Here is a 25,657-nt window from a genome sequence, read left to right as displayed (position 1 = left end):
AATAATGGATAACAGAGAGACCAGATCGAAGCACTGTCAGGCGGCTGTCCGTCAAGCCGATTTGGGCTTATCTCAGCCCCGCAAGAGGCGATAATAGCAATATGTCCGGCAAACTGCCGCTGCTTGCGGCCCTCGCCCTGCTATGGACGGCGCCGCTGGCTGCCACACGCGAATCAGAGGCGCCAGGCTACCTGCGTCAGGCAGCCTTCGAATTCCGTCGCGGGGCGCCGGAGCGTTCCCGTTTCTACTACAATATCGCCCTGGGCCTGGACCGAAGCGCCTTGCAGGCCGATCCTTATGCCCGCCGACTTGATACTTTGCTCTATTTTGCCGAGCGCAACGATCGAGTTGCGATAGCCCGAATTGTCGAGGGCCACGTAAGCGGCGCAGATCCCTTTTTACTCTATATGATGGCTCGACTGGAACTGGAACGCGCTCCGCTACCGGTAGCGCGGCGCGCCTACCTGCAGGTCGCCAGCCAGACGACCATAGCCAGCGCCGATCGCGATGCAGCGCCCATCTCGCTGGTTGCGCTCTCCCCTCTGGCCTGTCCGCCTGAATCGCCGGAGCTTGCCGATCGTTGGCTGACTTACTCAGCCCAGGGGCCCTTTGACGATCCCCTGGAATATGGGGCCCTGCTGGAGCGTCAGCTGGACCCCTTCGAGCTGGCCCAGGCGGCCGCGGCGGCGCTGTTTTTGACGCCGGATGACGCACGGCATCGTCCGCAGCGAAAAAGCGCCCGTGAGGCGCTGCTGCGCGCCAGACAGCAGATGCTGCCCGCCCCGCAGGCCGAACTACAAATGCCGCTGCTCCACTTGCTGGCCCACGTGGACGAGGACGAGGCTCATCGCCTGTGCCTGCGCAACCTGGACCGACTGGCTGCAACTCTCCGCCAGCGGATTCAAACCGGCAACGTAGAACCCTCGAGCTCCTTGCTGCGTCATCTGCGCCAGCGCAGCGATCTGATGCATCAGATGCGATCCATCTTCTTCAATACGCCGGCGGCGGCTTTTGCCTACGGCATGCACCTCTTGAATACAGAACGTCCCCTGCCGGCTCTGCACAACTTTCGGATCTCACTGCTACGCAGCATGAGCCAGCTGCGCGCCAGCTCCGCCTCTGGCATCGACTGGCAGGATGCTTCGACGCTGGCACAAATGCACCAGAGCCTGCGCCAGCTGGAGCTCAGTTACCAGCGCCTCGGCCGCGCCGCCGATGCACGCACCAGCGGCGCGCTGGCGCGAATCATTGAATCGCGTCTGGCAGAACCGGACAAAGCTGTAGCCGAACTTGAAATTGATTTTCTGCAGCGCGCTGGGGAGAACCTGCTCAATCGCGAAGCTCTGCTATTTCTGCGACGCGGCGCAAACGGCGAACGGCGACAGCAACTGGAACTGAAGCTGCGTCAGCGCGATCAGCGACTCGACTTGAGCGAACTTCTTTCGGCATACGATTACGCCGGCCTGCGTCCGTGAACTGGCAACGCTGCAGGAAGCGCGCGCTCAGAGCGCGCCAGCGTAGCCAGAATAGAGACGAATATCATCCACTTCAGCGCCAGGCTCGGGGTCATCGAGTTCTTCGGCTACGCCAAGACTTGCCGGGCCTCCCTCGGGCGTGACCATGAACTCAACCTGATCCACCGCCATTGAATTGTGTGCGATCTTCAGCAAGTAGCGACCCGGCGAAAGCTGTTCGTAGTTCTGTCGAATGACCACTCGCTCTTGAATCTTTTCCGGACGAACGCGACGCAGATCCACGGCCACCGGCTGCGGCGTCGTATTGTTTTCGTAGAGAGCGACCAGATACTCCTCTTCGGCCGGCCCCTTGTCGATTTGATAGATCCACCAGAGGGTTTCGTAGTCGCGAAAGTACAGTCCATCGCGGCCAATGCGGTACTCAGAAACGGAAAGAAGCGTACGCTCCAGGTCGCTCAATTCGCGATCGTCGGTCGTCGCCCAGCCAAATTGTCCCTGGATCTGACTCTGGCAGGCCGCGAACCCGAGCAGCAGCAGGCTGAGTATGAGTGAAGCGCGTCCAAGCATCTGGCGCCTCAGATACGCGATCGTCTGACCAGATCGAGCAGGATTGCCGCCTGCCAGCGCTTGATGGCGAACATTTCGGCAAGGGCATAGGCGCGCAATGGATCAGTCGCGTACTCGTCGATTACGTTCCAGACAATGACCGTAAGACTGCCCGGAAAATTCAGTCCCTGAGCAAGGCGCTCGCGCTGCTGCTGGTCATCGCCTTCAAAATGTTTGCGATAGGCGCGAACCACGAACTCAGATTTTGGCTCGCGGCTGTCGCGATAGGCCAGAAGCGCATTGTGAATCTGCTGCGCCACGCCGGCTGCGTTGTCGCCCAGACTGTACTCCATTGCCTGCAACAGTCGGCGGCGGTAGTCATCGGGAAAATTGCGACGGCGATTGGCGCTTGAATTCCGATGCCGGGGTTCGCTTTGCGGACGTGGATTGCTGGGAATTAATGTCTGTTGACGTTCGCGAAGAAACTCGATCGATGCCGGACCGTCGCGCAGCGAGTCCGGTCGTGTCGCAGGTTGCGGATTCAGGCTGGCCAGCATCTGCTCGACGCTGATTCCACGAAGGCGAGCCATTGCAACAAGCGCGGCCTGCTTTGTTTCAGCATCGGGCGGATTGTAGTACAGGGCGCGCAGCGGCGGATAGGCGCTGTCAACCTGACCATGTCGACCAAGTTCAGCGACGGCGAGGCGTAGAATCTCCGGCGTCTGGCCCTGCGGGTTGCGGACCATGCCTTCGTAGAGTGTGGCCGCTTGTGTTTGCAGGCCCGGGTTCTCCACGGCAGAAAGCGCCTCAATTGCAAGCTTTCGGTTGGCCGGGTCTTCGTTCAACACCTGGGCCAGGATAAATTCGTGACTGGCATCGTCGCCGATCTGCGCCAGAGCCGCGATCACCGGCGCAACCAGTGCGGGGCGCTCCTCTGCCGCCCGACGCAGCAAGGGCACGGATTCGCGATCACGCGCCGCGCCAAAGGCCCGTACCATCGGCTCGTTGATTAGGCGGGGCTCGCGTTCCAGAATCCGCCGACTTTCGGCGCGTGCGCCCTCGCTTTCACGTTCACTCAGGCGCTGCAGGGCGAGACTGCGATGTTCGTCAGAAAGGCGGTTTTGCTGGGCCACTTCTGCCAGGGAGTGATCGCCAACCGCGCCCGGGGCCTGCGCCAGACTCTCAATGGCCTGTGCTCGCAGGCCGGCAGGGACCTCCTGCATGTGTTCCACAAGGTCTCGCGCCGCGGCGCTATTGCCGCCGGCAATCTGGCGCTCCGCCTGCTGCAGATCTGCAGCGCTGGAATAGCTCTGGCAGGCAAACAACAGCGGCGGCAGCAAGATCAGAGGAAGGACGCGGAAGTGCTTCATAGCCTTGTCATTCTTATCGGTCTTCTCGCCGGCCCTCCTGGATCATTCTTGTGCGCCCTCGAACCTCTTTTTCCGGCGGTTCCAGTTCATCTCGAATTCCGCCAAAGAGGGCGCGCAGATTGTCCAGCGCCCGTCGGGCGTTGAGCAAGAGGGCAACCACTCCGGCAACCAGCAGAATCTTGATCAGCATTGGACTCCTCAAGCTTCCGGCGGACAGCCGCCGGAAGCGAACTTGCCGCGTTGGCCTAACGCGGCGGATTCAGGTTCATGCGCTGCGTGAGAACGATATCGAGGTTGGTAGTCTGCCCATCCTCTACTGTTATCGTGCGATCATCCAGCGCCGTACTTTCCAGGAAGGAGGCTTTGATGAAGTAGTTGCTATTGGGCGGCAGATTCAAGAACCAGAAGCTGCCATCCTGCATGCTGCGCATCCGATGTTGCTGGTTTGTCGTATTGACTACCGGCATCCAGATGTCCTGCCCGGCCAGCGGCGAATCAAAGCTTCTTAGAAACACCTTGCCGCGTATTGTGCCGTAACCGGAAAGCGACGCTACTACAAAGATCTTGTTGTTGGCGGCGTTGCGCTCCACTCCCAGACGCTCGTTGATGATCGGATAGCCGTCGGCCTGAATCTCCACCTCGTGCACGCCGGTCGGCGCGCCAGTCACTTCAAGCATCGCTACCTGATTGTTGATGCGCCGACCCTGGTAGCTGTAGAAGCCAAGCGGGATTTGTTCGCCCGTGCGCTGGCGCAGCTGCGCCTCAGTGAGCCACGTGATTCGCGTCTGCACCGGCTGGCCCGAAAACTTCACAGCAATATTCCGATCGGAATTGCCGCGACGGTTGCGCATGATCAGAGTCATCGGATCCATGGGCGTGGGACCGGCGGCGATCGATCGCAGAATGGTGGTGTAGATCACGGCATTGCCGGTTACATTGCCAGGCGCCGGCTGCGGCTCATCAGGGGTTACCGGATCAGGCATGTCCGGCGGCGTGGGTCCGGGCTGCGGCGGTTCGGGCGGCTGTGGCGGCGTCGGCTGTGGCGTTGGCTGCGGCGGAGTGGGAGTTATGTTGCCGGCGATAAAGATGCCTGACGCCCGGCCGGAGATTTGCGGATTCTGGTTGTGATTGAAGCGTTTGGCCTCGTTGGTCACGCGCGGCCTCGCCCACTCGAAGGCCTCCAGAATTGTAACCGTGCCATCGCGATTCATGTCGCCATTGGCAGGCGTGAGCGCCTGGGCAAAGAAGTAAGTGAAGATACCGTGGTTGATGCTACCGCGCACCTCGATTGAGGTTTCGTCCGCATCGCTTGATGCTACGATGGCTTTGTCGTCGAAGAAGATATCTTCGCGAGCGTTGACCAGTACGCGGCCCTGCTCGCCCGGGTCAATGGGCACCTGACCCGTGCCGCGCGCCCGCTGGCCGCGGTTGGCGAGCCCTCCAGAGAAACAGCAATCGAAGATCCAGACCAGCTTATCGGTATGGATCTTCTTCACCCAGGTGTTCAGCACGTTGTCTGGAACGTGCGGTCGCTCGTACATGACGACATAGTTGCGCACTCCGTTCTGAGCATTGGGATCGCGCTCATAGGTGCCGTGGCCAGAAAAGTAAATGGCCACAGTGTCGTTGGAGCTGACCTTCGTAGCCAGCTCATTGATCGCCGCTTCGATATTTTGCGCGGTGACCATTCGGCCGAGCAGAACTTTTACATCCGTGAAGCGACCCTGGCTGCGCAGACTTTGCTCCATCAGCTCAGCATCGCGCTCACAGAGGTCCAGCGGCGGGATGCCGGAGATGTTCTGTTTGTAGTTCGAGCCGATGATCAGCCCGTAACGATTTTGCGCCTGCAGCGAAACCAGCGCCATCGGAGCGGCAAGGATCAGCGCCAGCAAGAAGTGCGTTGCGCCGGGACGCCAGCGCCGGCCGGGGCGAGCAAAGAACGACATAGAGACTCCTCCGGAAAAATAGACGACTCGATCCACGCCCCGGTTCAGGGGGGCGTCTACTATTTTTGGTCGTCTTTCAGCCGGCGCAATTCGCGCTCAACTTGCAATTCCACAATTTCCCGCTCCAGCAAGCGCTGTTCGTGGCGCAAGAGCGGAAGAATGGCCAGATTGAGGGTTTGGCATTGCTCTTGCAGCCTCGCCTCCCGAGGATCAGGCGCGCCTTTCTGCCCCTCGCGCTCCTCCAGCTGCCGCCGGCTCTGCGCAAGGGATACGTTCAATGCGGCGGCTTCCTCGAGGTGTCCCATTTGCGCCAGGCGGAATTGCCGGGCCAGGCGGGCGCGCAGCAGGCGAAGCAGAACGATTTGATTGTGTGGTTTCAACCCTGAATGGAAAAGCTGGCGCCCTGGCGCCGCATTTCCGCACGAGGACTTTCGGAATGTACGGAATCCTTTTGGGAGACTTCCTCCCAGGCGCCGCGCAATTGCTCCAGCAGGCCAATGACCTCGCTGAGTCCGCCGCTTTCTTTGGCAATGTTCGCTTCCAGCAGACGACGCTTCATATAAGCATAGAGACTGAATAGATTTTGAGCGATTTCGCCGCCCTCTTCCATGTTCAAGGCCAGCATCAGTTCGGTCACGATATCCTGGGCTTTGATAATGTTGGCGTTTGCCACGTCATAAGTCCGCGGCGACATATTCTCAATTGCAATACGCAGGAAGCGAACCGCTCCATCGTAGAGCATTACAATCAACTTCCCCTGATTGGCCGTTGCAATCTCGGTGGTCTTGTATGCATCAAAGGAATTCTGTCGTGCCAGCGCCATGGTTCGCTCCCGTACAGCCTCTATCGGCTTGATCAGGCGGTCCCTTAATAGACAGAAAATTTCGGCCGCTGCCGGCCTGGCTTCTGCTGGAATATGGTCCTGCACCGAAGCCGGGGCAAGCGCTTTTGGCTGAGAGCCGGTCCCAGGGCAAACGAATGGCGTAGCGCCTGCCGGAGCGGTCAATGCCGACGTGATTCAGCGCAGCCGGCGGCGCAACGCTCAGGGACTGAGCATGCCCAGAGCAAGCAAGGCCAGTATTGCAAGACCCAGCAGCGTGCGATAGGCGACAAAGACGCTCAAGTTATGACTGCGCAAGTAGTGCAACAGGCCAGCGATGGCCAGGTAGCTGGAAACTATTGCCGCCAGCGAACCTAGAATCAGAAAGCTAAAACCCTGCGCCGCAAGATTGCTCCACTCCGAATAGAGCTCATAGAAGCCGGACAGGGCAATGGCCGGGATTGCCAGCAGAAAGGAAAACCGCGTGGCCGCGGGGCGCGCCAGACCAAGGAACAGGCCCATCATCAAGGTGCTGCCGGAACGCGACGCGCCGGGAATCAGCGCCAGGCACTGTGCCAGACCAATCCAAATAGCATCGCGGAAGGTGATACTGTGCACATCGCGCTGGCGTCCCGCATTGCGATCGGCCAGCCACAGCAGCAAAGCCATGACGATCAGGCTGCCGGCTACAACGTAGAGCGAACGAAAGGGCCCGTGGATGAAGTCTTTTAGAAGCATAGCAGCGATGCAAATGGGGATTGTTGCTGCGACCACCTGCCAGGCCAGCCTGGCCTGGGGATGCTGCAAGGGTTGCCGACTGATAAGACCGCGCACAACTTCCAGCGAAAATTCGAGCAGGTCCCTGCGAAAGTAAACGAGGAGAGCGGCCAGCGATCCAAGCTGGATCACCGCAGTGAAGGCGGCGCCTGGGTCCGGCTGGCCCAACAGCGCCGGGAGGATGCGCAGATGCGCCGTGCTCGAAATAGGAAGAAATTCAGTGAGGCCCTGGAGCAAACCCAGGAGCAATGCGTAAGCGGCTTCCACCCGGACAGGCTTGGCTGAGGTCTCCGGGTGGCAAGATCGAATCGCGGCGCAGGCAGCTGCCTCCGGCGTCCCGCGCCGTCAGTAGACGGCGGGCTTCAGCTTTTGTGCAGTCTTGACCCAGCGGCGAACTTGCACCAGGCCTGGAACGCGCTCAATCATCTGCCGGCGTCCATTGATCTGGACCATTTTCTCGTAGAGCGTATCAGGGTTTTGTTTGGCCAGAGTGCGTACGTTTGGTACGCCGACTGCGCCAAGCAACTCAGCCTTCAATCCGGCGATCCCTTTGATGCGGAAGAAATCAGCATGATGCACCCATTTTTGAACAAGGCGCTCATTGATGCGCGCTTTGATAGCAATGGCTCTCCGGCCCTCGCGCGATTCGCCATGCTCCAGAAGTTTTTCAATCGTTGTGACGCCTGCACTCCGCAACTGCTCAGCCAGACGGTCGTCAATTCCAGTAATTCTATTAAGTTTGGCCATGGTGCACACTCTTTTTATTGTATTGCCGCGACTCGGACAATAACCTATCTTCTCCCAATTTGCTTTAAGGTTGATGCACGTCAAGTGGTTGCCGTGCAACGGCTATTGGAAAATCAAAAACGCCTGGATTGTTCCTTGCACCAGAGGTAACGCAGCGTAAAAACTTATTAAAACTCGATTGTTAAATAGTTAGCGCAGCGTCTCAATTTTTGATCCTATGCAACGGGCTTATTTTTACCAGATTGATCAATATGGCGGCCTGCATCATGAGGGCGTCATCCAGGATGATGCGGATTTTCTCACCTTTTTCTTACAGAGACTGCAATGCAACGACAGCGGTCGCCACACCAATTATCCGTACCTATCGCGATGCGGCAGTGAAATGAACTTCGTTCAGTCCGCCGGAGCGCCCATAATATTGCGGAGACTGGAAAACGGATTGCTTCACTATTCGCACGGTCGCATCGCGATCGACTTTGATGTGCGGATGCTCTCCGTCGATCCGCATGGGAATCTGCTGCATTGCGTCGGCGCCGGATTGCAGGGCCGCATCGCCGGACCGGCGCTGCAGGATTTGGCCGAGTGTATTCGCAGCAGCGGCGACGGATACCTGATGCGCTGGCAGGGCGAGGAACGCCTGCTGCCTGCGGCTCCGCCCTACCCGCTGCAGGGCCCGGAGCCCGCCGCTGCTCCCATCTCTACTTGACGCAAGCGCCGCCGCGCCGTCCGCTGCAATGTGCGCATGAGAATTTTAGTTCTGGCGGCTCTTCTGGCTCTCTCCGCGGCGCTGCCCGCCTGCGAGGCCTTTCAGTGGAGCGACGATACGCGGCCGCGGGTTTTTCTCACCTACCAGGACAAAGCCAATCGCATGCGCATTCTTATCTCGGATCTTCAATTGCCGGCGATCATCCTGCCGCCCGATGATCTGCCCTATTCGGCCAACGCCAGCGGCGCCATCTGGATCGGCGTAGAGTTCCCCTTCGACAAGGCGCAGCAGATCATCAAGTGGGCCCGTAACTACTACAGCGAGCTTCGCTACGTTGCGCTCTCCGACTACTCCAATCCGGGCGCCTATCGTTTCCAGTACGAGCTCTTTATTGGCGGCAGCACGGAGACAGCGGTTCGTGACTTGCGCTTGCGGGCCTGGACCGAGGCCGACTTCCGCAAACTGGACCAGGCGCGAAACGCTGAGGATTTTCAATCCTTGATCCGCTCACACTATCCTGCCGATTCCGGCGGCGCCCCGGAAAAGCCCGCCGGTCGCAGATAGATTCGCGCCGCCGGGAGCGCGCCGCTGACCGCCAAAACTGCTTTATTGGGAAGGCCGAGCCGTGAGACTTGGCCGCAGCCTCTCACCCAGCGCAGGATTCTATGTCACAGGCCATTGCCCCACAAAATGAAGCCACAGAGTCGCCTTACTTCGCGCCGGATGCCTTTCCACGCGGCCTATCGCGCAAGGTTGTAGAATCGATTTCGCACATCAAGAGCGAGCCGGGCTGGGTAACCGAATTCCGATTGAAGGCGCTGGAGATCTTTGAAGCGAAGCCCATGCCGCAGTGGGGCTTCATCCCTTCCTTTGGCATCGACCTGGATCGCTACGTGCACTATGTGGGCGCCAACAAGCAGAAGAAAAAGAGCTGGGATGAGGTCGATCCCGAGGTGCTGCGCAGCTTCGAACGCCTGGGTATTCCCGAACACGAGCGCCGCTATCTGGCGGGCCTCGAGGCGATGAACGACTCCGAGACGGTTTACGCCAATGTAAAAAAGGAGCTTTCGGATTTGGGCATTCTGTTTTGCGACATTGACACCGCCATCCGCGAATATCCTGATATTGTTAAGAAGTACTTAGGAACCGTAGTCGGCGCCGCGGACAACAAGTTCGCCGCGCTCAATAGCGCCGTTTTCAGCGGCGGAAGCTTCGCCTACTGCCCCCCGGGCGTAAAGACGCCGATGCCGCTGCAGGCCTACTTCAAGGTTACGGCCGCCTCCTCCGCCCAGTACGAACGGACGCTACTGATCGCCGATGAGGGCGCCGAGATCGTCTACAGCGAGGGCTGCAGTTCCGTGCAAGATTCAGAGACCAATTTTCACACAGCGGTGGTAGAACTGATCGCCCATGATCGCGCGCGCATCTACTACACTACCATCCAGAATTGGAAAAAGAATATGTACAACTGGACGGTGAAGCGCGGTCTGGCTCACCGTGAAGCGCACATCACCTGGACCGATGTCAACATTGGCGCGCAGACCATCAAGTATCCAGGCATCATTCTGAAGGGCGACCGTTCAACCGGCGATATTCTTTCGCTGGCCTTTGCCGGCGGCGGCCAGATTCAAGATACCGGCGCTCGCATCATCCACGTAGGCAAGGAAACGCGCAGCAACGTGCTGGCCAAAGGCGTCTCGCTGGACGGCGGGGTAAACAGCTACCGCGGCCTGGTGAAGTTTGATAAAAATGCGGAGGGCGCTTACAGCCATATCAAATGCGACGGTCTGATGCTGGACGATCGATCGCAAACGCACGCCTACCCCTACAACGATGTAAGCGGCGAACACGGCGCCCTGAACTATGAGGCGACGGTCTCCAGAATTGACGACGATATGCTGTTTTTCTTGCAAAGTCGCGGGCTCAGCGAGGACGAGGCAAAATTGCTGATCGTCAACGGCTTCTGCGAGGGCGTGGTGCGCGACCTGAATGTCGAGTATTCGGTGGAGATGTCGCGTTTGATCCGGATGATCCTGGAAGACGGCCAGGCCATTGCCGCGCCGGCCAGCGATGGGCTCAGCGCCTGAGAGTTCTTGCTACCGGCAGTTCGCTTGCTGCCAATTTCAGGACTTCCCATCTGGCGGCGCCGTACGCGGGCGAACGCCGCTGGCCGCAAACCACGCGGCACAAAGCAGCAGCAGGTTGAGCAAGACCATTGCCGGCGCGTTCCAAAGCAGATCGCGGGCCAGAACAATCTCCAGACCATTCATTGTTGGGATGATTAAACTCTGCAGCGTGGCGCAGAGCTTTGGCCACCGGCCGCTCAGGACCCACAGCCCCATGGCCGCTTCGGCGGCCCCGATGCCCAGGGTCAGCATGGGCGCAACGTCCGGCCCCAGAATTCGGGCCACAATCCCCTCGTGCCGGGGAATCTGATGGAGAAGCTTACTGTAGACGCCGTGGAAAATCCAGACCGACGCTACGATCCAGCGCGCCACAAGGCGCAAGCGTTGGAGGTTCAGGGCCTGCATCCTGCTCGAGCCCTCTGGCTGTAGATTGCAGCGCAAGAAAGAAATTGCCCGCCTTCCATCGCAGACGTCCAATGAATTGCCATGTTGCACCTGTTACGACGTCATCCCTTTGCAGTGCGCGCACACTTTGACTACTCGGCGGTGCTAACCTATGCCCTGCCGGCAAACATTTTGCAGCCGCTGCTTCCGCCAGGATTGGAACTCGACCAGCGCGAGGGATTGGGCTTTGCGGCCATCGCCATGGTCAAGACGCGCCGCCTGCGACCGGCGGTCTTTCCGGCGCTGCTTGGTCAGGACTTCTTCTTGATCGGCTATCGCATCTTCAGTCGCTTCACCACGCGCGAGGGCCGGCGTCTTCGCGGTCTGCGCATCCTGCGCTCCGAGACCGACCGGCGACGCATGGTTTGCTCCGGAAATCTGCTCACACACTATCACTACCACTACGCGCCAATCCATGCGGCATGGAGCGAAGAGAACCTGCACGTTGTACGCGAGGGCGGTATGGACGTCGTTTTTCATAAGAAGTCCGACGCGCGTTTGCCGTCTGGATCGCCCTTTGCCGACTGGCGCGAGGCGCGTATGTATGCGGGACCGCTGCCTTTTACCTTCGACTACGAACAGGAGACGCATTCGATTGTGATCATCGAGGGCGTTCGCCAGAATTGGACGCCGCAAGCCGTCGAGGCCGAAGTGCGTACTCTGGATTTCTTTGATCAGCCGCAGTTTCAGGGCGTCAGGCCGCAGCTATGCAGCGCCTTTATTGTAGAAAACATCCCCTTCATGTGGAAGAAGGGCAGACGGGAGCTGCTGAATGCGCAGTCGATTTGAGGGCGTCGCCAATGTGCTGCGCTTCAACTGGCCGTTTTACGCAGCGGCTCTGCTGACGCTAATCGCAGCGCTTCTTGCCTGGCCCTGGGCGACGGAACTCTGGCAGCAGGCCCTTCTCCTGCTGGCTTCATTTTCTGCCCTGTACTTTGCGATTGCATCCTTGCTCGTCACACACTGGATCTATGACCGTTCCGATCTTTACCAATTGAGCTGGCTCGATCAACTGCAGCGCCAGCCGCAACATGTGGCTCTGGTCCATGCCGGCTTCGACGATCTATCGCCGCTGCTCAGGCAGCGCTATCCCGATCTGGCGCTCAACGAATTTGATTTCTATGATGCGCAGAAAAATCCGGAGCCCTCGATCCAGAGGGCGCGCAAGCGGCAGCAGCGGCTCTCTCCGTCCTTTGCCGCAGCTGCTGCGGACGGACGCCAGTTCGATTCGATCCTGCTATTTCTTTCAGCGCATGAGATGCGACGGCCGGAGGACCGAGCCTCCTTTCTGACTGCCAGCGCCGGGCTGCTTGCCCCCGGCGGCCGGATGGTCGTTGTCGAACACCTGCGCAATCTGGCCAATTTGCTGGCCTACGGACCTGGCTTCTTGCATTTTCACAGCGACAGCGCCTGGCGCAGCAGCTTTCGTGCAGCACGGCTGCAGATTGAGAATGACTTTGCCCTCACGCCCTTCGTGCGCGTCTATGTATTGCAATGATTCTCGCTCTCTATGCAACCGGCTTGCTTCAGATTGGCCTGGCCTTCTTGCATCTGTACTTTGCCCGGCGCTTCCAGTGGCGGCAGGAAGCTGCACGGCTGTCGCGGCTGAATGAACAGATCTTTCATGTTCATACCTTCTTTGTCTGTCTGACCCTGATCCTCTTCGGTATCTGGACCCTGGCGCAGGCCGCGGACCTGGCCGCCGGCAAGCAGCGCTGGCTGGCCGGCGGCATATCAGTGTTCTGGTTCTGTCGATTGGCGGCGCAGTTCTTCGTCTACGATTCGGCGCTCTGGCGCGGTAAACGGCTGGAGACAGCGGTGCATGTTCTTTTTGGGCTGCTGTGGAGCTATTTGACTGCGGTCTATGCCTGGCTTGCAATGCAGGCGTAGTAATAGTCTTCTGTCGCCTGCGATTGGAAAAAGCAGCCAGCGCGAGACCAGGAAATGGCTTAACCGGGGACGCGCGATGAGGAGTCTGGCCGGATCATGGATGCCCTGCTCGATATCCGCGGCCTGAAGGTAGAAATAGAGGGACGCGAGATCATTCACGGCCTCGATCTCAGCCTGCCGCGCGGAGAGACTCACGCCATCATGGGGCCCAACGGCTCTGGCAAGAGCACCCTTTCCTACACCCTGCTGGGCCACCCGCGCTATACTGTGAGCGGCGGTCAGATTTATTTCGAAGGCCAATCGCTGGCCGGCCTCACGGTAGACCAGCGCGCGCGCCTCGGTATTTTTCTCTCCATGCAGTATCCCACGGCGATCCCTGGCGTCACCGTTACCAACTTCCTGCGCACTGCTTTGAAGAATCTACGCGGCGCCGATGTCCCGGTAAAGGATTTTCGACGCGAACTGAAAGAAGCGATGGGCGCCTTGCAGATGGATCCCAACTTCGCGGCGCGCTATGTGAACGATGGCTTCTCCGGCGGAGAAAAGAAACGTCATGAAGTTCTGCAAATGACGTTGATGCAGCCGAAGCTGTGCATTCTCGACGAAATCGATTCCGGTCTGGATATCGACGCTCTGCGCATTCTGGCCGCAGGCGTGGAACGCCTGCGCAGTCCGGAGCGCAGTATGCTACTGATTACTCACTACCAGAGACTGCTCAACTATTTGAGCGTAGATCGTATCCATGTTTTCATGGCCGGGCGGATCGTCATGAGCGGCGGCCGCGAGCTGGCCGAAAAGCTGGAAGCCCACGGTTATGAGTGGGCGGCGCGGGAAGCGGGATTGAGCCCTGGCGCGCTATGAGCGAGGCGCCTTCGGCCACAATGGAGCTGCGTGATGCGCCCCTCCCTTCGCCGCACGACGAATCCTGGCGCAAGGTCGATCTTGGCGGCTTTGATCCGCGGACGCTGAAGTTGACAGAGGCTGCAGTGCAACCGCCGCCCGCCAGCGAGCTGCATGCCTGTTCGCTGCTCACGCTGGCGGAAGCGGATGGCAGCATGCAGCAAATTGTGGCGGAGCGACAGCAAATGAAACGTCGCCAGGCCCGCGATGCAATCGCACTGGCGCGAGCCCTGGCCCCATCGACGCCATTGATTCTCAGCGCTGCGCCCGGCGCACAGGCGGCAGCGACGCTTCGCTTTCGGCCGACTGCTGGCGCTCTCTTTGCGCCACAGATCTACGTTTTTGTCGGCGCCGGCGCCGAGCTGACTCTGATTCTGGAGTGCGAATCGCAGGGCGAAGAGACTGTCTATTTACCGCAGCTTGAGCTGCATGTGGCAAAGGGCGGACGCCTCAAAGCGGCCCTTGCCGTAGCCCATGCCGGCGGCGATCGACGATTTGGATGGCTGGAAAGCTTTCTGGCAGAGGATGCCAGCGTCCACCTGGCAACAGCCTTCGATGGCGGTCGCCTGGCCAAGGATTTTCTGATTGGCCGACTGCAAGGTCGCGGCGCAGTATTTCGCGCCGTTGGCGCCCTGGCCCTTGGCGGTCGCGACTTCTGCGACGTGGAGATGATTGCCGACCATCAGGCCGACGACACACAGAGCTCCCTGCACTACAAGACCGTGCTGCGCGAACGAGCGCATAGCATTTTCGATGGCAATCTGATCATACCTCCAGGTCGACAGCGCGTCCGTTCGCACCAGTTGAATAACAACATTCTGCTCGATCGCAGCGCGCGCGCCGAGTCGATGCCGCGGCTGGTCATTCAGGCGGAGCGAGTGCAGGCCGAGCATGGGGCCACCGTCGGTCAACTGGACCACGATGCGCTGTTCTACCTGATGGCTCGCGGGCTGAGCGAAGCGGAGGCGCGGGTCCTGCTGGTGCACGGCTTCCTGGAGCAATTGCTGGCCGAGTTTCCGTCCGCCGAACTGGCCGAGAAGATTCTGTCGCGCTTCTACCGACGATTGAGCCTCTGACGTCATGGCCTATATCGCACTGCTCCCAGAAACGGAACTGCTTGAGGCTCAAGTCCGCTGCATCCAGACGGAGATTGGCCGCATCGTGCTGGCTCGAGTGGCGGGCCAGATCCACGCCTTTGAGGACCGCTGCAGCCATGATGACGGACCGCTGGCCGGCGGCAAACTGGAGGGACATTGCATCCATTGTCCCAGGCACGGCGCCAGCTTCGACATCCGCAATGGATCGGCGCTGCAGCTGCCGGCAACGGAGGATATCGAGATCTTTGCGGTACGCGTTGTCAATGGTCAGGTGGAAGTGGATCTGGCCTGAAGCCCGCTGCGGCCTCCGGCCAAAAGGGGATTGATGACGCCGCAGCCGGCGCCTACTATAGTCGGAGACAGGCAGAAATGGGAAGCTTACTGGATTACCGCGCGATTCGGGAGGATTTCCCAATTCTTTCAACGCGCATGAACGGCCGACCGCTGGTCTTTCTGGACAGCGCTGCCAGCTCGCAGAAGCCGCAGCGCGTAATTGACGCCTTCAACGACTACTATCGCTGCCGCAATGCCAACATCCATCGTGGCGCCTATCGTTTGAGTTACGAAGCTACCGATCTGTATGAAACCACGCGTCGCCGCGTCGCTCATCTGCTCAATGCGCCGCATCCCGAATCCTGCGTGTTCACGCGCAACGCTACGGAAAGCATCAACCTTGTGGCGCGCTCCTGGGGCGAGGCCAATCTCGAAGAGGGCGATGAGATTCTGGTCAGCGAACTGGAACACCATTCCAATCTGGTGCCGTGGTTCATGGTGGCGCAACGCTGCGGCGCCAGAATCCGCCATATTCCGCTGACCGCGGACTATCAGCTTGATCTTTCACGCCTCGACGAAGTGATCAATGCGCGCACGCGGATCATCGCCGTGCAACACATGTCCAATGCGCTTGGCGTCATTCATGATCTGAAGCGCATTGGCGCCAGAGCGCGCAGCGCCGGCGCACTGTTTCTGATCGACGGCGCACAGGGCGCTTCACATTTGCGCGTCGATGTACAGGATCTCGATTGCGATTTCTATGCACTCTCCGCTCACAAGATGCTCGGTCCCACCGGCGTCGGCGTGCTCTATGGAAAAAGGGAACTGATGGAAGCCATGCCGCCCTTTCTCGGAGGCGGCGATATGATCCTGACCGTCTGGAAAGACGGCTTTAAGCCGGCCCCGCTGCCTAACAAGTTTGAGGCCGGTACGCCGAATATCGCCGGCGTGGTGGCCTTTGCCATCGCCCTTGACTATCTGGAAAAGGTTGGTCTGGAGCGAATTCATCAGCATGAGGCGGCGCTTCTATCTTACGCTGTTGAAGAATTGTCCAGGGTTCCAGGCCTTACGCTTTACGGCACATCCGATCTGAGCGTGCGCGGCGGGGTCGTTTCCTTTAATGTGGACGGCGTCCATGCTCATGATGTCGGGACCATCCTCGATGAAGAAGGCATCGCCATCCGCGCCGGACATCATTGCTGCGAACCCTTGATGCGACTGCTCGACATTCCGGGCACGGCGCGCGCCAGCTTCTACATGTACAATGGGCCGGAAGATGTAGATGCTCTGGTTCGCGCCCTGCACAAGGTGCGCGACATTTTCCGCAGCGCCGTAAAATCTTGAGTCGAGGAGCCCAGGGCAGTCATGGCGCTGAGCGAAGATCTATATAAAGAAGTAATTATCCAGCATTCGCAGAGTCCCTCGCACCGCGGGCATCTATCGCACCCCAGCGTCGTGGAAGAGGGCCTCAATCGCAGCTGCGGCGATCAGGTGGAAGTGGAACTTTTCATCGAAGCGGGACGCATTCAGGAAATCCGCGTCAATGGGCGCGGCTGCAGCATCTCCACAGCCTCCGGCTCGGTCATGGCTGAGGCCGTCGAGGGCATGGAGCTGGCCCAGGCGAGCAAGTTGATTGATCAGTTCAAATCGATGATTGTGGAGGGCGGCGCCGTTGAGTTTCCGGAGGAGCTCGAGGACCTGGAGGCCTTCAAGGGAGTGCAACGCTACCCGGTGCGCGTCAAATGCGCCACCCTTTCCTGGAACGCGCTGGAACAGGCGCTGCAGAGAGCCGCGGGAAATTGATCGCAAATTCAGGACACGGCGCCCCCGCTGGCCTGAAAGCCCATGGAGACATCCTTCGATGAAGCGCTATGGGAGCGCGGCGCACGGATCATCAATCGCATCCGACTGGGCTTGACCCTCTTTTTTGCCTCGAATGTAGCCGCCGCCGTTCGCTACTACACGGCAGTGCAGACGACGGTGCTGTCCGCCGGACTGCTGCTGATGCTCGCCTACACAATCCTTTACTGGCTCTTGAGTCGCAAGGGCAGAGCCAGCCAGACGCTCGCGCGCTGGCTTACGATTCTCGATATCGCCCTGCTGGGCATGATGCTTTCGGCGCTGATCGTTGGCCGTCCGCAAATAGGCTGGCTGATAGTTCGCGAACCTATATTGTATTCGATCTACTTTTTCTACATCATGATGTCCGGATTCCTGGGCAATCCGCGCTTTACGATTCTGGCCGGCATAGCCTCGATGATCAGCTATCTGTGCGCGCTGATCTTTGCTCTCTCCAGCGGCTTACTGATCAGCGGCGACGAAGATAACGCCTGGGCGGCGGGCAAGACCACCTATCTGGGAGAGGCTTTGCATTGCCTCTATTTGCTGGCTGCGGCGCTGATCGTCCGTTCGGTAGTGGGCTTTTTGCAATCGGCCTCCGCCCGTGTGGAGCGGGCGCGCCGCGATCAGGAGCGCGCATACCGCAACCTGCACGACAATCGCATGAACATTGCCATGGCCGTGGGCGTGCTCAAGAAGTCGATAACGCAATTCAACGAATTCCTCGACTCCATGCTGCAGGGCATGGACAACAACGCCAGCTCCGTGGCCGAAATGAGCGCAATCCTGGATGAATTCAGCGCCACTGCAGCCAACACGCGTGAAAACGTAGACCAGCAAAGCAAACGATTGGCTACACTGCAAGAACAGGGCTCGCTGGTGGGCGCCACTCTCGATCAGATTGTCATCTCCACCGACGCGCTGGGGCAGGTTTCCTCGCGCTCGCGGGCCTTTGTTGGCGAGGTCAATCAAGCCTTGCAAGAAACCATCGAATCGCTGCATCGTATTCTGGAGTCGCTGGCGCGCCTTGGCAAAATCAACAGCGTCATGGCCAACATCGCCGACCAGACCAACCTATTGGCGCTCAACGCTTCCATTGAAGCCGCCCGGGCCGGAGAAGCCGGACGCGGCTTTGCAGTCGTCGCCCTGGAAATTGGCAAACTGGCCGACTACAGCGTCAACAATGCGCGTTCCATCGAAGAGATCGTAAAGCAGAGCCGCCAGCTAACAGAGCGCGTGCGCGGCGCCTCCGCCAGGGTGACGGAGCGCGTCGATCTGCAGCAGAAAGAGCTGATCCAGATTGACGAGCAGGTTGGCGGGCTGCGCGAGGCCTTTCGCCGCCAACAGCAGTTGAATCAAACGCTGCTGACGCAACTGGACGACCTGCAGCGTTTTTCGGCGGAGAACAATCGCAATATGCAGTTGCAGCAAGCCGGGGCGCAAGAGGTGGTTACCGCACTGGAAAAGATGGAAGGCGAGACGCTTGCCCTTTCCAACCAGTCGCAAACGGTAAGACCTGAAATCGAACGCATCGGCGAATTGACCGATCATATGCTCAAATTGACGGTCGAGGACGCCGGCGAAGCGGCCGCCGATTGATCGGTTGAGGATCCTGGCCGCACAGGTTCATCTGTCTCGCATTCCTTTCGTCTAATAGGCGCAGTATGTCCAGCGATAAGCAACCGATCCGAGTGAGCATGCGCCTGAAGATCATTCTGGCCTTCTTCCTGTTCAGTTCGGCTGTCTCCGTCACCCTCGCCTATGCAAGCTACCGAATTCTCTACGACCAGTTGTTCACCGAACTGCAAGGCCGTGTAAAGAATATCGCCTACCTGGGCGCCAGCAATCTGAATGCGAACGACCTGCGCGAACTCTTTGGACGCGTGGAGCAAGCCAGCGAAGATCGAGTCGCGGCCGAGGAGGCGGAGAATTCGGCGGAATACAGACGAATCTCCGATCAACTCAATGCGATTCGCAATTCCGAAGAACGATTGATCCGCTACGTTTACCTGTTGCGCAAGGAAAGCGACAATACCGCCCTCTACGTCGTCGACGCCGATTTCCTGGAAGACCGCAAACAGCAGGACGCGGCGCAGGATGAATTGTCCAGCTTTGCCAGCGAATTGGACATGTCCGAATATCCTGTGATGCAGCAGGCCTTTGCCGATCGCAGCAACATGGTCGAAAAGGAATTCACCTTCGATTCAGACTTTAATGTACGCTCGGTAAGCGCCTATGCTCCGGTTTACGGCCCCGACGGCGTTATGCTTGGCTTGCTTGGCATCGACATGGTCGACGCCGATATGCAGGCAGCTCTGGCCAACGTGACTCAGCTTTCGGTGATCCTGACGGCATCGGCAATTGCCGTGGCCTTGCTGACATCCATCCTGCTGGGCGCCTATTTTACGCGCGGCATTCTGGCGCTGGAGCGCATTGTACGGCGCTTTGGAGAGCGCGACTTTGGCGTGCGGGCCCGCGTGGAGTCTTCGGACGAAGTGGGACAGCTGAGCTTCAGCTTCAATTCCATGGCTGAAACGATCAGCAGCTACAATGATCGGCTGCAGGGACTGCTAGATTCCTACGGCAAATTTGTTCCGCACGATCTACTCAAACTCCTCGGACGGGCCAGCATCACCGAAGTGCGCATGGGCGACCAGGTTCGCAGCGAAATGAGCGTGCTCTTTTCAGACATTCGCGACTTCACCACGCTTTCGGAGCTGATGACGCCTGAGGAAAACTTCAATTTCCTGAATAGCTATCTGCGACGAGTTGGCCCGCTGATTCGCAATCAAGGCGGCATCATTGATAAGTACATTGGCGACGCTGTCATGGCCCTGTTTCCACGCCAGGCTGACGACGCCGTCCACGCTGCCATCGCCATGGTTCGAGAAGTGCGCAGCTACAATGTGCAGCGCCAGCGGGCCGGCTACCAGCCGCTCAAGATTGGCGTCGGCATCCACACTGGAGCGCTGATGCTGGGCACCGTGGGCGAAGAGCAAAGAATGGATACGACCGTCATTTCCGACGCGGTCAATCTGGCTTCGCGTATGGAAGGCCTCACCAAGTACTACGGCGTCAATATTCTGGTCAGCGAAGAAACCATCGAAGCGCTACAAGTTCGAGGCGATTTCAGCTTCCGCTTTGTCGATCAGGTGCAGGTCAAAGGCAAACGCGACGACGTAAAGATCTATGAAATACTGGACGCCGAACCGGATTCAGCTGTTGCACGACGACGGGCATTGATGCCAGACTACCTGGAAGCGGTAAAGCTCTACCGACGCGGTCAATTCAAAGAGGCCGCCGAGCGATTTGAAGCGATCATTGCCCGCGATTTTGATCCAGTGTCGGAGATCTATCTGCGTCGGGCGCTGCAATGGCGCGAAGTCCCGCCGCCGCAGGACTGGCGCCCCATCGAGTTGCTCGATCACAAATAGACTGCAGCGCCTGGCTGCGAGCCGTCCAGATCCAATTAGCGCTTGGAGAATTGCGTTCCGCGCCGCGCTTTATGCAGGCCGTATTTTTTGCGCTCCACCATCCGCGAGTCGCGCATCAGCATACCGGCTTTTTTCAGGGGGGCGCGCAGCGATTGATCGTGCAGCTGCAGCGCTCGAGCGATTCCCATGCGGACCGCGCCGGCCTGGCCGCTGATGCCGCCGCCTTGAACATAGACATGCAGATCATACTTTTCGCCGCTGCCAGTCAGACGCAGACCCTCAGTAGCCTGACTCAGCATACGGCCAACGCGGAAGTACTCCTCTGGCTTGCGGCCGTTGATCAGTAGTTCGCCCTTGCCTGGCGACAGTTTGACCCGCGCAATGGCGTTTTTCCGACGACCTACAGTGAAGATATCTTTTGCCATGGTATTAACTTCTCAATCCGCTCTGCTTTAAATTGCTCTTACTTGAATACAGGCTTCCAGCGCTCCGCCTGCTGCGCCTTGTGCGGGTGCTCGGCATCAGCAAATATGCGAATGTTTCGCATCAGCTTACGGCCCAGCGGTCCCTTTGGCAGCATGCGCTTTACGGCGGTCTCCAGTACAAAGACCGGATTCTCATTCATCCGCGCCCGCAGATTAGCCGTTTTCAGTCCGCCCGGATAGAGCGAGTGCTTGTAGTAGACCTTCTGCTCCATCTTCTTGCCGGTGGTCTTCATCCGTCCGGCATTGACTACGATGATCTGATCGCCAATATCCTGATGAGGCGCGTAGTCGGCGCGATGCTTGCCGCGCAGGCGGTGGGCAAGGCGACCGGCCAGGCGGCCAAGGGTTTCGCCCTCAGCATCAATCATAATCCATTGCTTTTTTACGTCTTCGTTTCGAGTGAAACGAGTTCTCTGCGAAGCCAGATAGGTTGCCATAAGTTCTCTGTATGTTTGGCGGACGGATTCTTGGGCCGTCCGGATCGGTCAGGCCAGCAGGCCAGGGCCGCTGCTACCGGAATCGGCATGATTTCCAGGGGCAAGGGCATGGTCAACGGAAATCATTGACCACCCGTCCCCGACGACCGCCTGGCCTCGCGCCGCAGCCTTGTGGACCGCTGGCCGCAGTCCATACTCCCGGCCTCAGGCGCTCAGCGCGCCGCCACAACTGGAACCGCTGCCAGCGGTACAGGCAAAGCAATGGTTGTGCAGCACAATCGATCGGGCCTCCCAGTCAGCCTGGTTGAGATCGCCAATGTGCCCGATCGCCGCCGGCAACTCCAGCATCTGATTAAAATCGCAATCATAGAGCTGGCCATCATAGCCAACCGAAACCTGTCGGCGGCACATCAGCCCATCCAAGGTCGCCGGGTTAAAGGCCCCGGCCAGCATACTCATATATTCTTCCAGCTTGTTGGCGCGCAGCAGCGACTCCAGAAACCTGCTGATCGGCATATTGTTCATGCAATATAGATTGTGAAAACGGATGCCAAAGTCGGCGGCTAATCGCTCACGGAACTCGCGCTCCAGCTGCGCTTGCTGACCGGCCAGGAACAGGCCGCTGGGATTGTAGACCAGATTTAGCCTGAGCTGATCGCCGTATCCAAGTTCGTTGAGTTTGCGCAAAGCGGCTATGGAACGCTCAAATACGCCGCGGCCACGCTGCTGATCCGTGCGCGCTGCGGCAAAGTGCGGCAGCGAAGCCACAATCTCGGCTTGCTGCGAAGCCAGAAACTCGGCCAGATCTTCCTGGCCAGGCTCTTGCAAGATCGTCAGGTTGCAACGATCAATGACAAGCTTCCCAAGGGCGCGCGACTCGCGCACCAGCATTCGGAAGTTTGGATTCAATTCCGGGGCCCCGCCGGTAATATCTACGGTATCAACGCCGGGCAATCGGGCAAGGGCCTGCAAGCAAAGCTGCGCAACTTCGGCATTCATGCTCTCGCTGCGCATCGGAGAGGCGTCCACATGACAATGCCGACAGGCCTGGTTGCAAACCTTGCCAACATTGATTTGCAAAGTTTGTAGCTCGGCGGCGCCAAGCCGACGCTGACCTGAAATTTCCGCCAGGCGTGCTGTGAAGTCCGGCGCCGTATCGGACAGCGCCTTGAGCTGCATCCCAGAACTGATGCTGGAACGACTCATAGCGCAGTATTGTCGACGTGATTCATCATCTGCACGCTGTGCACCAGCGTAATGCCGGCGGCCATTGCCGCCGCGACGTGCACCGCCTCCATCATCTGTTCCTGGTCTGCGCCTTTTTCCAGACAGGTATGACTGTATGCGTCGATGCAATAGGGACACTTCAGCGCATGCGCTACAGCCAGAGCAATCAACGCCTTCTCACGCTCGCTGAGGGCGCCAGCGGCCATCGATTGGTTGTAATAGTCAAAATATGCCTTCCCCAGTTGCGGCTGGAAGCGGCCAATATCGCCAAACTTTTTCAAGTCCTGGGAATCGTAGTAGTGGGGACGATCGGGCATCTGCAAACTCCTTGAATCGATAGAATCGCGCTGCAAGTTTCGGTCACAAAAATTGACTTAACAACATGCAATCGCCTGTAAATTGCAAAAAATATGATTGAACGCACGGCGATTTCTACATTTCTCGTTTTTATGGCCATCGACTTCAAAAAGACGCAGCTTGGAATCCAGCCGCAGGTTCTCACCGGCCTGGTCAGCCTGGATAGCAACTCCAATGTGAATTTCAGCGAACTGGATCGTCTGGTCAGCGCAGACCAGAACATTTCTGCTCTGGTGATGAAGGCGGCCAACTCTTCCTTTTACTCGCGTGGTATTCCCATCGCACGTCTGCAGCAGGCTATCGGCCGCCTTGGCTTCAACGTTGTTCGCTCCATGGCGATTGTCGCTTCTTCACAGCAAATGTTTGAGCAGGCTCGTTACGCCCGCTTTCGCCGTTACGTAAGCGAGCACTGCATGGTTACGGCGCTGATTGCCCGGCAACTGGCGGTCAAACTGGGACGTAAGGACCTTGCCGAGGAGGCCTTCGTTGCCGGACTGCTGCACGACATTGCCAAGGTTGTGATGAATGCTCACGATCGCCAGAAGTTCATCGCCACCCTTGATATCATTGAAAAGGAACAGGCCAGCGGCGTTGAGGCGGAGCGTCAGATTTTTGGCTTCGACCACCACCAGGTCGGCGCAATGATCGTGGACGAGTGGAAGCTGCCGCATCTTTTTAAGGCGGCCCTTTCCGAACACGAGGGACAGCCGCAGTTGCATCGGCCGGATCGCGAAGAACGAGAGCTGGCAATCCTTTCGCTGGTTGGCTACGCCAATGCCATCGCCCACAAGATTGGCTACGGCGGCGGCGAGAATGAACCAGACGCGGATCTGCAACTGTTTAGCGCAGAACTCAAGGCGCCGGCGGAGCTGCAGGCCTACTACCTTTCCGATGCAGTTCGCAGCGACCTGCAAAACGACGATCAATTCAAATTCTACATGTCGCTGGTCTAGATCGCAGGGAGCGGGCGAAGCGCCAGGCAATGAACCATAATGAAGCCAGCGCAACCGTAGCGGATGGTTCAGACGAACTGACCTTTCGCATCTTGCTGTACGAACCGGCGGATTACCAGGATGCGCTGCCGGCGCGGCTGGAAGGCGTTGCCGAGGCTCTCGGTCAACCGGACCTCAAAGGTCCTTTCTTTGCACTCGTCCAGGAACTTGCCGCCAATGCTTTGAAGGCGCTCTACAAGCGAATCTACGAAGACTACATGATTGCCGAGCTTGGACTCCAGGATGTCGAGTACGAGCAATGGCTTCAGATTTTTCGCAGCGAGATTGAAACCAACAGCGCCGCAAACTTTGCGGAAATTGCCCGCGAGAAGAATCTCTACGCCCAGGTAACTGGACGTCTTCTGCCAGATTGCTATCGCTTCGAAGTTAGCAATCCCGGCGAGCCAAGCGAAATCGAGAATGAGCGCCTGCAGGCGGCGCTGAAGCGGGCCCGGGAAACGAACGGCCTTGGCTTTATTTTTTCGGACAGCGAGGGCGCCGACAGTCAGCAGGAAGGCGGAGGCCTGGGAATTCCGCTGCTGGTCACCACGTTGCGCAGCCTGGGCGCCGGCAACGATGCGCTGAGCATTGGCGGCGAGAACGGCGCTACCGTAGCGCGGATCAATTTCCCGCTGTCCATCTTCCAGCACAAACAAACCGAGGTCGTGCGGCGCATTTCGCGCAACAAGCGACTGCTTGCCGCAGTCTGGAATTTGAACCGCGAACTGGGTCATGGCTTTGTGCGCTTCACTCCGGATGGCGCTTTGCTGGAAGTGAATGATTCGCTACTGCAACAACTGCAGATCGAGACCGATCGGCCGCAGGAAATGCAAAATCTTCTGCCAGCGCGCTTCTTTGGCGATATCTTTCGCGGGGCGCGCAACATTCGCGATACGCGCCGCTTTGAGAATTATCGTCTGTGGCTGCGCGCCATGGATGGCACCGAAGCTCTCTATAATATCAGCGGCTATTTGACCCCCTCCGGCATGGTTGATACGGTCTGGCAGCGCGTGGTCGTTGAGAATGCCGGCGGCCGCTTGCGCGAAGGCTCTGTGATGGAGAGCCTTGAGATCCAGAAGATCATAACGCCCTACATTCCGCCGCAAATTATGACCAAGGCCCGCGAGGTGGTGCGCCAGGGGAAAAAGAAACTGCCCGATGAAGTGCGCGATATCACCATCATGTTTCTGGATATGGTGGGATTCACGCAGAAGTCAGAGCGCATGCAGCCGCAAAAGATTGTCGATTTTCTGAACCTGGCGCTTGGCGCCGCCGTACGCTCCATCGAGCGTCATGATGGCGCCGTGGACAAGTTTATGGGCGACGCCATTATGGCGCTGTTCCGCAATCCTCATGCGGGGGTAGTTGCTGCCATGGAAATCCAGCGCAGCTTTTCGCAGATGAATGAGTTTCGCCGCCACACCGGGGAAGAGCCGGTGGAGTCGCGCATTGGCATTCATTCCGGAAAAGTCATCGTTGGCAATATCGGCTACGGCGGCCGCATGGATTGGACTGCCATCGGCGATACGGTCAATACTGCGGCGCGCATTGAGCAGAACAGCAAGCCAGGTCAGGTACTGATCAGCGAAGACACTTACGAAAGGATTCGCGACTATCTGACCGTCGGCGAGCGCTTCCAGATTCGAGTCAAGGGCAAGCGGCAGGAGATTGCCGTGTACTTTGTGGAAAACGTAGAATCGGAGGATGCGCAGATGACTGCCGCCGCCATACGCCGAACGCTCAATCAGGACGCCGCCGCCCAGAACTGA

At 58.7% G+C, this 25,657-nt stretch carries 29 protein-coding genes; 16 read left to right on the top strand and 13 right to left on the bottom strand.

Going from position 1 to position 25,657, the window contains the following annotated elements; translation table 11 throughout:
- Window positions 1-101: 101 nt before the first annotated feature.
- Entirely contained in the window at window positions 102-1,475 is a 1,374-nt protein-coding gene (locus K1X75_12860; GenBank protein ID MBX7058950.1) for a hypothetical protein, read from the top strand.
- Window positions 1,476-1,502: 27 nt separating this feature from the next.
- Here the strand turns inward: K1X75_12860 and K1X75_12855 are convergent, their stop codons facing one another.
- The 8 genes from K1X75_12855 to K1X75_12820 form a co-directional block, all read right to left on the bottom strand.
- The gene (locus K1X75_12855; protein MBX7058949.1) at window positions 1,503-2,042 is read right to left on the bottom strand and encodes a hypothetical protein; all 540 of its coding nucleotides are present in this window, start codon (window positions 2,040-2,042) and stop codon (window positions 1,503-1,505) included.
- An 8-nt stretch (window positions 2,043-2,050) separates the two neighbouring features.
- Entirely contained in the window at window positions 2,051-3,391 is a 1,341-nt protein-coding gene (locus K1X75_12850) for a hypothetical protein (protein ID MBX7058948.1), read from the bottom strand.
- A 13-nt stretch (window positions 3,392-3,404) separates the two neighbouring features.
- Window positions 3,405-3,581, bottom strand: coding sequence for a hypothetical protein (locus tag K1X75_12845; GenBank protein MBX7058947.1), 177 nt, complete (start codon window positions 3,579-3,581; stop codon window positions 3,405-3,407).
- Window positions 3,582-3,636: 55 nt separating this feature from the next.
- Entirely contained in the window at window positions 3,637-5,337 is a 1,701-nt protein-coding gene (locus K1X75_12840) for a caspase family protein (GenBank protein ID MBX7058946.1), read from the bottom strand.
- Between the two features lie 59 nt (window positions 5,338-5,396).
- The gene (locus K1X75_12835) at window positions 5,397-5,717 is read right to left on the bottom strand and encodes a hypothetical protein (GenBank protein ID MBX7058945.1); all 321 of its coding nucleotides are present in this window, start codon (window positions 5,715-5,717) and stop codon (window positions 5,397-5,399) included.
- Window positions 5,714-6,160 (bottom strand): flagellar export chaperone FliS, encoded by a 447-nt coding sequence (gene fliS, locus K1X75_12830; GenBank protein MBX7058944.1) that lies wholly within the window; start codon window positions 6,158-6,160, stop codon window positions 5,714-5,716. Before fliS ends, K1X75_12835 begins: the two co-directional genes overlap by 4 nt.
- A gap of 219 nt (window positions 6,161-6,379) precedes the next feature.
- Window positions 6,380-7,201, bottom strand: a complete 822-nt coding sequence (gene uppP, locus K1X75_12825; GenBank protein ID MBX7058943.1) for an undecaprenyl-diphosphatase UppP — start codon at window positions 7,199-7,201, stop codon at window positions 6,380-6,382.
- A 78-nt stretch (window positions 7,202-7,279) separates the two neighbouring features.
- Window positions 7,280-7,681, bottom strand: coding sequence for a DUF4332 domain-containing protein (locus tag K1X75_12820; GenBank protein ID MBX7058942.1), 402 nt, complete (start codon window positions 7,679-7,681; stop codon window positions 7,280-7,282).
- 217 nt (window positions 7,682-7,898) lie between these two features.
- On the opposite strand from K1X75_12820, the gene K1X75_12815 reads away from it, so the two are divergent.
- From K1X75_12815 to sufB, 3 genes are all read left to right on the top strand, one after another.
- Window positions 7,899-8,387 carry a DUF4505 family protein gene (locus K1X75_12815; protein ID MBX7058941.1) on the top strand — a complete coding sequence of 163 codons (489 nt, stop codon included), beginning with the start codon at window positions 7,899-7,901 and terminating at the stop codon, window positions 8,385-8,387.
- A 36-nt stretch (window positions 8,388-8,423) separates the two neighbouring features.
- On the top strand, window positions 8,424-8,951 hold the full coding sequence (locus tag K1X75_12810) for a hypothetical protein (GenBank protein ID MBX7058940.1): 528 nt from the start codon (window positions 8,424-8,426) through the stop codon (window positions 8,949-8,951).
- Between the two features lie 101 nt (window positions 8,952-9,052).
- Window positions 9,053-10,474, top strand: coding sequence for a Fe-S cluster assembly protein SufB (sufB, locus tag K1X75_12805; protein MBX7058939.1), 1,422 nt, complete (start codon window positions 9,053-9,055; stop codon window positions 10,472-10,474).
- A gap of 36 nt (window positions 10,475-10,510) precedes the next feature.
- Here sufB and K1X75_12800 read toward each other — a convergent pair whose 3' ends face one another.
- A complete protein-coding gene (locus K1X75_12800; GenBank protein MBX7058938.1) occupies window positions 10,511-10,918 on the bottom strand; it encodes a DoxX-like family protein in 408 nt (135 codons plus the stop codon).
- Window positions 10,919-10,999: 81 nt separating this feature from the next.
- On the opposite strand from K1X75_12800, the gene K1X75_12795 reads away from it, so the two are divergent.
- From K1X75_12795 to K1X75_12750, 10 genes are all read left to right on the top strand, one after another.
- Window positions 11,000-11,746 carry a DUF2071 domain-containing protein gene (locus K1X75_12795; protein MBX7058937.1) on the top strand — a complete coding sequence of 249 codons (747 nt, stop codon included), beginning with the start codon at window positions 11,000-11,002 and terminating at the stop codon, window positions 11,744-11,746.
- A complete protein-coding gene (locus K1X75_12790) occupies window positions 11,730-12,455 on the top strand; it encodes a hypothetical protein (GenBank protein MBX7058936.1) in 726 nt (241 codons plus the stop codon). The genes K1X75_12795 and K1X75_12790 overlap by 17 nt, the downstream gene beginning before the upstream one ends.
- Window positions 12,452-12,847 (top strand): hypothetical protein, encoded by a 396-nt coding sequence (locus K1X75_12785; protein MBX7058935.1) that lies wholly within the window; start codon window positions 12,452-12,454, stop codon window positions 12,845-12,847. Before K1X75_12790 ends, K1X75_12785 begins: the two co-directional genes overlap by 4 nt.
- 96 nt (window positions 12,848-12,943) lie before the next feature.
- Entirely contained in the window at window positions 12,944-13,708 is a 765-nt protein-coding gene (sufC, locus tag K1X75_12780; protein MBX7058934.1) for a Fe-S cluster assembly ATPase SufC, read from the top strand.
- Window positions 13,705-14,823 carry a SufD family Fe-S cluster assembly protein gene (locus K1X75_12775; protein MBX7058933.1) on the top strand — a complete coding sequence of 373 codons (1,119 nt, stop codon included), beginning with the start codon at window positions 13,705-13,707 and terminating at the stop codon, window positions 14,821-14,823. Before sufC ends, K1X75_12775 begins: the two co-directional genes overlap by 4 nt.
- Before the next feature lie 4 nt (window positions 14,824-14,827).
- Window positions 14,828-15,136, top strand: a complete 309-nt coding sequence (locus K1X75_12770) for a non-heme iron oxygenase ferredoxin subunit (GenBank protein ID MBX7058932.1) — start codon at window positions 14,828-14,830, stop codon at window positions 15,134-15,136.
- 77 nt (window positions 15,137-15,213) lie between these two features.
- Complete coding sequence (locus tag K1X75_12765) at window positions 15,214-16,461, top strand: cysteine desulfurase (protein MBX7058931.1); 1,248 nt, start codon at window positions 15,214-15,216, stop codon at window positions 16,459-16,461.
- Between the two features lie 21 nt (window positions 16,462-16,482).
- A complete protein-coding gene (locus tag K1X75_12760) occupies window positions 16,483-16,920 on the top strand; it encodes an SUF system NifU family Fe-S cluster assembly protein (protein MBX7058930.1) in 438 nt (145 codons plus the stop codon).
- Window positions 16,921-16,962: 42 nt separating this feature from the next.
- Window positions 16,963-18,555 (top strand): hypothetical protein, encoded by a 1,593-nt coding sequence (locus tag K1X75_12755; GenBank protein MBX7058929.1) that lies wholly within the window; start codon window positions 16,963-16,965, stop codon window positions 18,553-18,555.
- A 65-nt stretch (window positions 18,556-18,620) separates the two neighbouring features.
- Complete coding sequence (locus K1X75_12750) at window positions 18,621-20,390, top strand: HAMP domain-containing protein (protein MBX7058928.1); 1,770 nt, start codon at window positions 18,621-18,623, stop codon at window positions 20,388-20,390.
- 35 nt (window positions 20,391-20,425) lie between these two features.
- On the opposite strand, the gene rpsI is transcribed toward K1X75_12750, so the two are convergent.
- The 4 genes from rpsI to K1X75_12730 form a co-directional block, all read right to left on the bottom strand.
- Window positions 20,426-20,815 (bottom strand): 30S ribosomal protein S9, encoded by a 390-nt coding sequence (gene rpsI, locus K1X75_12745; GenBank protein ID MBX7058927.1) that lies wholly within the window; start codon window positions 20,813-20,815, stop codon window positions 20,426-20,428.
- Window positions 20,816-20,853: 38 nt separating this feature from the next.
- Window positions 20,854-21,312, bottom strand: a complete 459-nt coding sequence (gene rplM, locus K1X75_12740; protein ID MBX7058926.1) for a 50S ribosomal protein L13 — start codon at window positions 21,310-21,312, stop codon at window positions 20,854-20,856.
- Between the two features lie 204 nt (window positions 21,313-21,516).
- Window positions 21,517-22,491 (bottom strand): arsenosugar biosynthesis radical SAM protein ArsS, encoded by a 975-nt coding sequence (gene arsS / locus K1X75_12735; GenBank protein MBX7058925.1) that lies wholly within the window; start codon window positions 22,489-22,491, stop codon window positions 21,517-21,519.
- Window positions 22,492-22,514: 23 nt separating this feature from the next.
- Window positions 22,515-22,856, bottom strand: a complete 342-nt coding sequence (locus K1X75_12730; protein ID MBX7058924.1) for an arsenosugar biosynthesis-associated peroxidase-like protein — start codon at window positions 22,854-22,856, stop codon at window positions 22,515-22,517.
- Window positions 22,857-22,949: 93 nt separating this feature from the next.
- Between K1X75_12730 and K1X75_12725 the strand changes: the two genes are divergently transcribed.
- The gene (locus K1X75_12725) at window positions 22,950-23,849 is read left to right on the top strand and encodes an HDOD domain-containing protein (GenBank protein ID MBX7058923.1); all 900 of its coding nucleotides are present in this window, start codon (window positions 22,950-22,952) and stop codon (window positions 23,847-23,849) included.
- Window positions 23,850-23,878: 29 nt separating this feature from the next.
- A complete protein-coding gene (locus K1X75_12720) occupies window positions 23,879-25,657 on the top strand; it encodes an adenylate/guanylate cyclase domain-containing protein (GenBank protein MBX7058922.1) in 1,779 nt (592 codons plus the stop codon).

The sequence above is a fragment of the Leptospirales bacterium genome, from assembly GCA_019694655.1.
Taxonomy (GTDB): Bacteria; Spirochaetota; Leptospiria; order Leptospirales; family Leptonemataceae; genus SSF53.
Note: the sequence above shows the minus strand (reverse complement) of the source record. Positions and strands in the feature narration are given on the sequence as shown.

Coding starts and splice junctions, on each gene's coding strand:
- K1X75_12860 (MBX7058950.1), top strand. CDS start 102: ATGTCCGGCAAACTGCCGCTGCTTGCGGCCCTCGCCCTGCTATGGACG.
- K1X75_12855 (MBX7058949.1), bottom strand. CDS start 2,042: ATGCTTGGACGCGCTTCACTCATACTCAGCCTGCTGCTGCTCGGGTTC.
- K1X75_12850 (MBX7058948.1), bottom strand. CDS start 3,391: ATGAAGCACTTCCGCGTCCTTCCTCTGATCTTGCTGCCGCCGCTGTTG.
- K1X75_12845 (MBX7058947.1), bottom strand. CDS start 3,581: ATGCTGATCAAGATTCTGCTGGTTGCCGGAGTGGTTGCCCTCTTGCTC.
- K1X75_12840 (MBX7058946.1), bottom strand. CDS start 5,337: ATGTCGTTCTTTGCTCGCCCCGGCCGGCGCTGGCGTCCCGGCGCAACG.
- fliS (MBX7058944.1), bottom strand. CDS start 6,160: ATGGCGCTGGCACGACAGAATTCCTTTGATGCATACAAGACCACCGAG.
- K1X75_12820 (MBX7058942.1), bottom strand. CDS start 7,681: ATGGCCAAACTTAATAGAATTACTGGAATTGACGACCGTCTGGCTGAG.
- K1X75_12815 (MBX7058941.1), top strand. CDS start 7,899: ATGCAACGGGCTTATTTTTACCAGATTGATCAATATGGCGGCCTGCAT.
- K1X75_12810 (MBX7058940.1), top strand. CDS start 8,424: ATGAGAATTTTAGTTCTGGCGGCTCTTCTGGCTCTCTCCGCGGCGCTG.
- sufB (MBX7058939.1), top strand. CDS start 9,053: ATGTCACAGGCCATTGCCCCACAAAATGAAGCCACAGAGTCGCCTTAC.
- K1X75_12800 (MBX7058938.1), bottom strand. CDS start 10,918: ATGCAGGCCCTGAACCTCCAACGCTTGCGCCTTGTGGCGCGCTGGATC.
- K1X75_12795 (MBX7058937.1), top strand. CDS start 11,000: ATGTTGCACCTGTTACGACGTCATCCCTTTGCAGTGCGCGCACACTTT.
- K1X75_12790 (MBX7058936.1), top strand. CDS start 11,730: ATGCGCAGTCGATTTGAGGGCGTCGCCAATGTGCTGCGCTTCAACTGG.
- K1X75_12785 (MBX7058935.1), top strand. CDS start 12,452: ATGATTCTCGCTCTCTATGCAACCGGCTTGCTTCAGATTGGCCTGGCC.
- sufC (MBX7058934.1), top strand. CDS start 12,944: ATGGATGCCCTGCTCGATATCCGCGGCCTGAAGGTAGAAATAGAGGGA.
- K1X75_12775 (MBX7058933.1), top strand. CDS start 13,705: ATGAGCGAGGCGCCTTCGGCCACAATGGAGCTGCGTGATGCGCCCCTC.
- K1X75_12770 (MBX7058932.1), top strand. CDS start 14,828: ATGGCCTATATCGCACTGCTCCCAGAAACGGAACTGCTTGAGGCTCAA.
- K1X75_12765 (MBX7058931.1), top strand. CDS start 15,214: ATGGGAAGCTTACTGGATTACCGCGCGATTCGGGAGGATTTCCCAATT.
- K1X75_12760 (MBX7058930.1), top strand. CDS start 16,483: ATGGCGCTGAGCGAAGATCTATATAAAGAAGTAATTATCCAGCATTCG.
- K1X75_12755 (MBX7058929.1), top strand. CDS start 16,963: ATGGAGACATCCTTCGATGAAGCGCTATGGGAGCGCGGCGCACGGATC.
- K1X75_12750 (MBX7058928.1), top strand. CDS start 18,621: ATGTCCAGCGATAAGCAACCGATCCGAGTGAGCATGCGCCTGAAGATC.
- rpsI (MBX7058927.1), bottom strand. CDS start 20,815: ATGGCAAAAGATATCTTCACTGTAGGTCGTCGGAAAAACGCCATTGCG.
- rplM (MBX7058926.1), bottom strand. CDS start 21,312: ATGGCAACCTATCTGGCTTCGCAGAGAACTCGTTTCACTCGAAACGAA.
- arsS (MBX7058925.1), bottom strand. CDS start 22,491: ATGCAGCTCAAGGCGCTGTCCGATACGGCGCCGGACTTCACAGCACGC.
- K1X75_12730 (MBX7058924.1), bottom strand. CDS start 22,856: ATGCCCGATCGTCCCCACTACTACGATTCCCAGGACTTGAAAAAGTTT.
- K1X75_12725 (MBX7058923.1), top strand. CDS start 22,950: ATGATTGAACGCACGGCGATTTCTACATTTCTCGTTTTTATGGCCATC.
- K1X75_12720 (MBX7058922.1), top strand. CDS start 23,879: ATGAACCATAATGAAGCCAGCGCAACCGTAGCGGATGGTTCAGACGAA.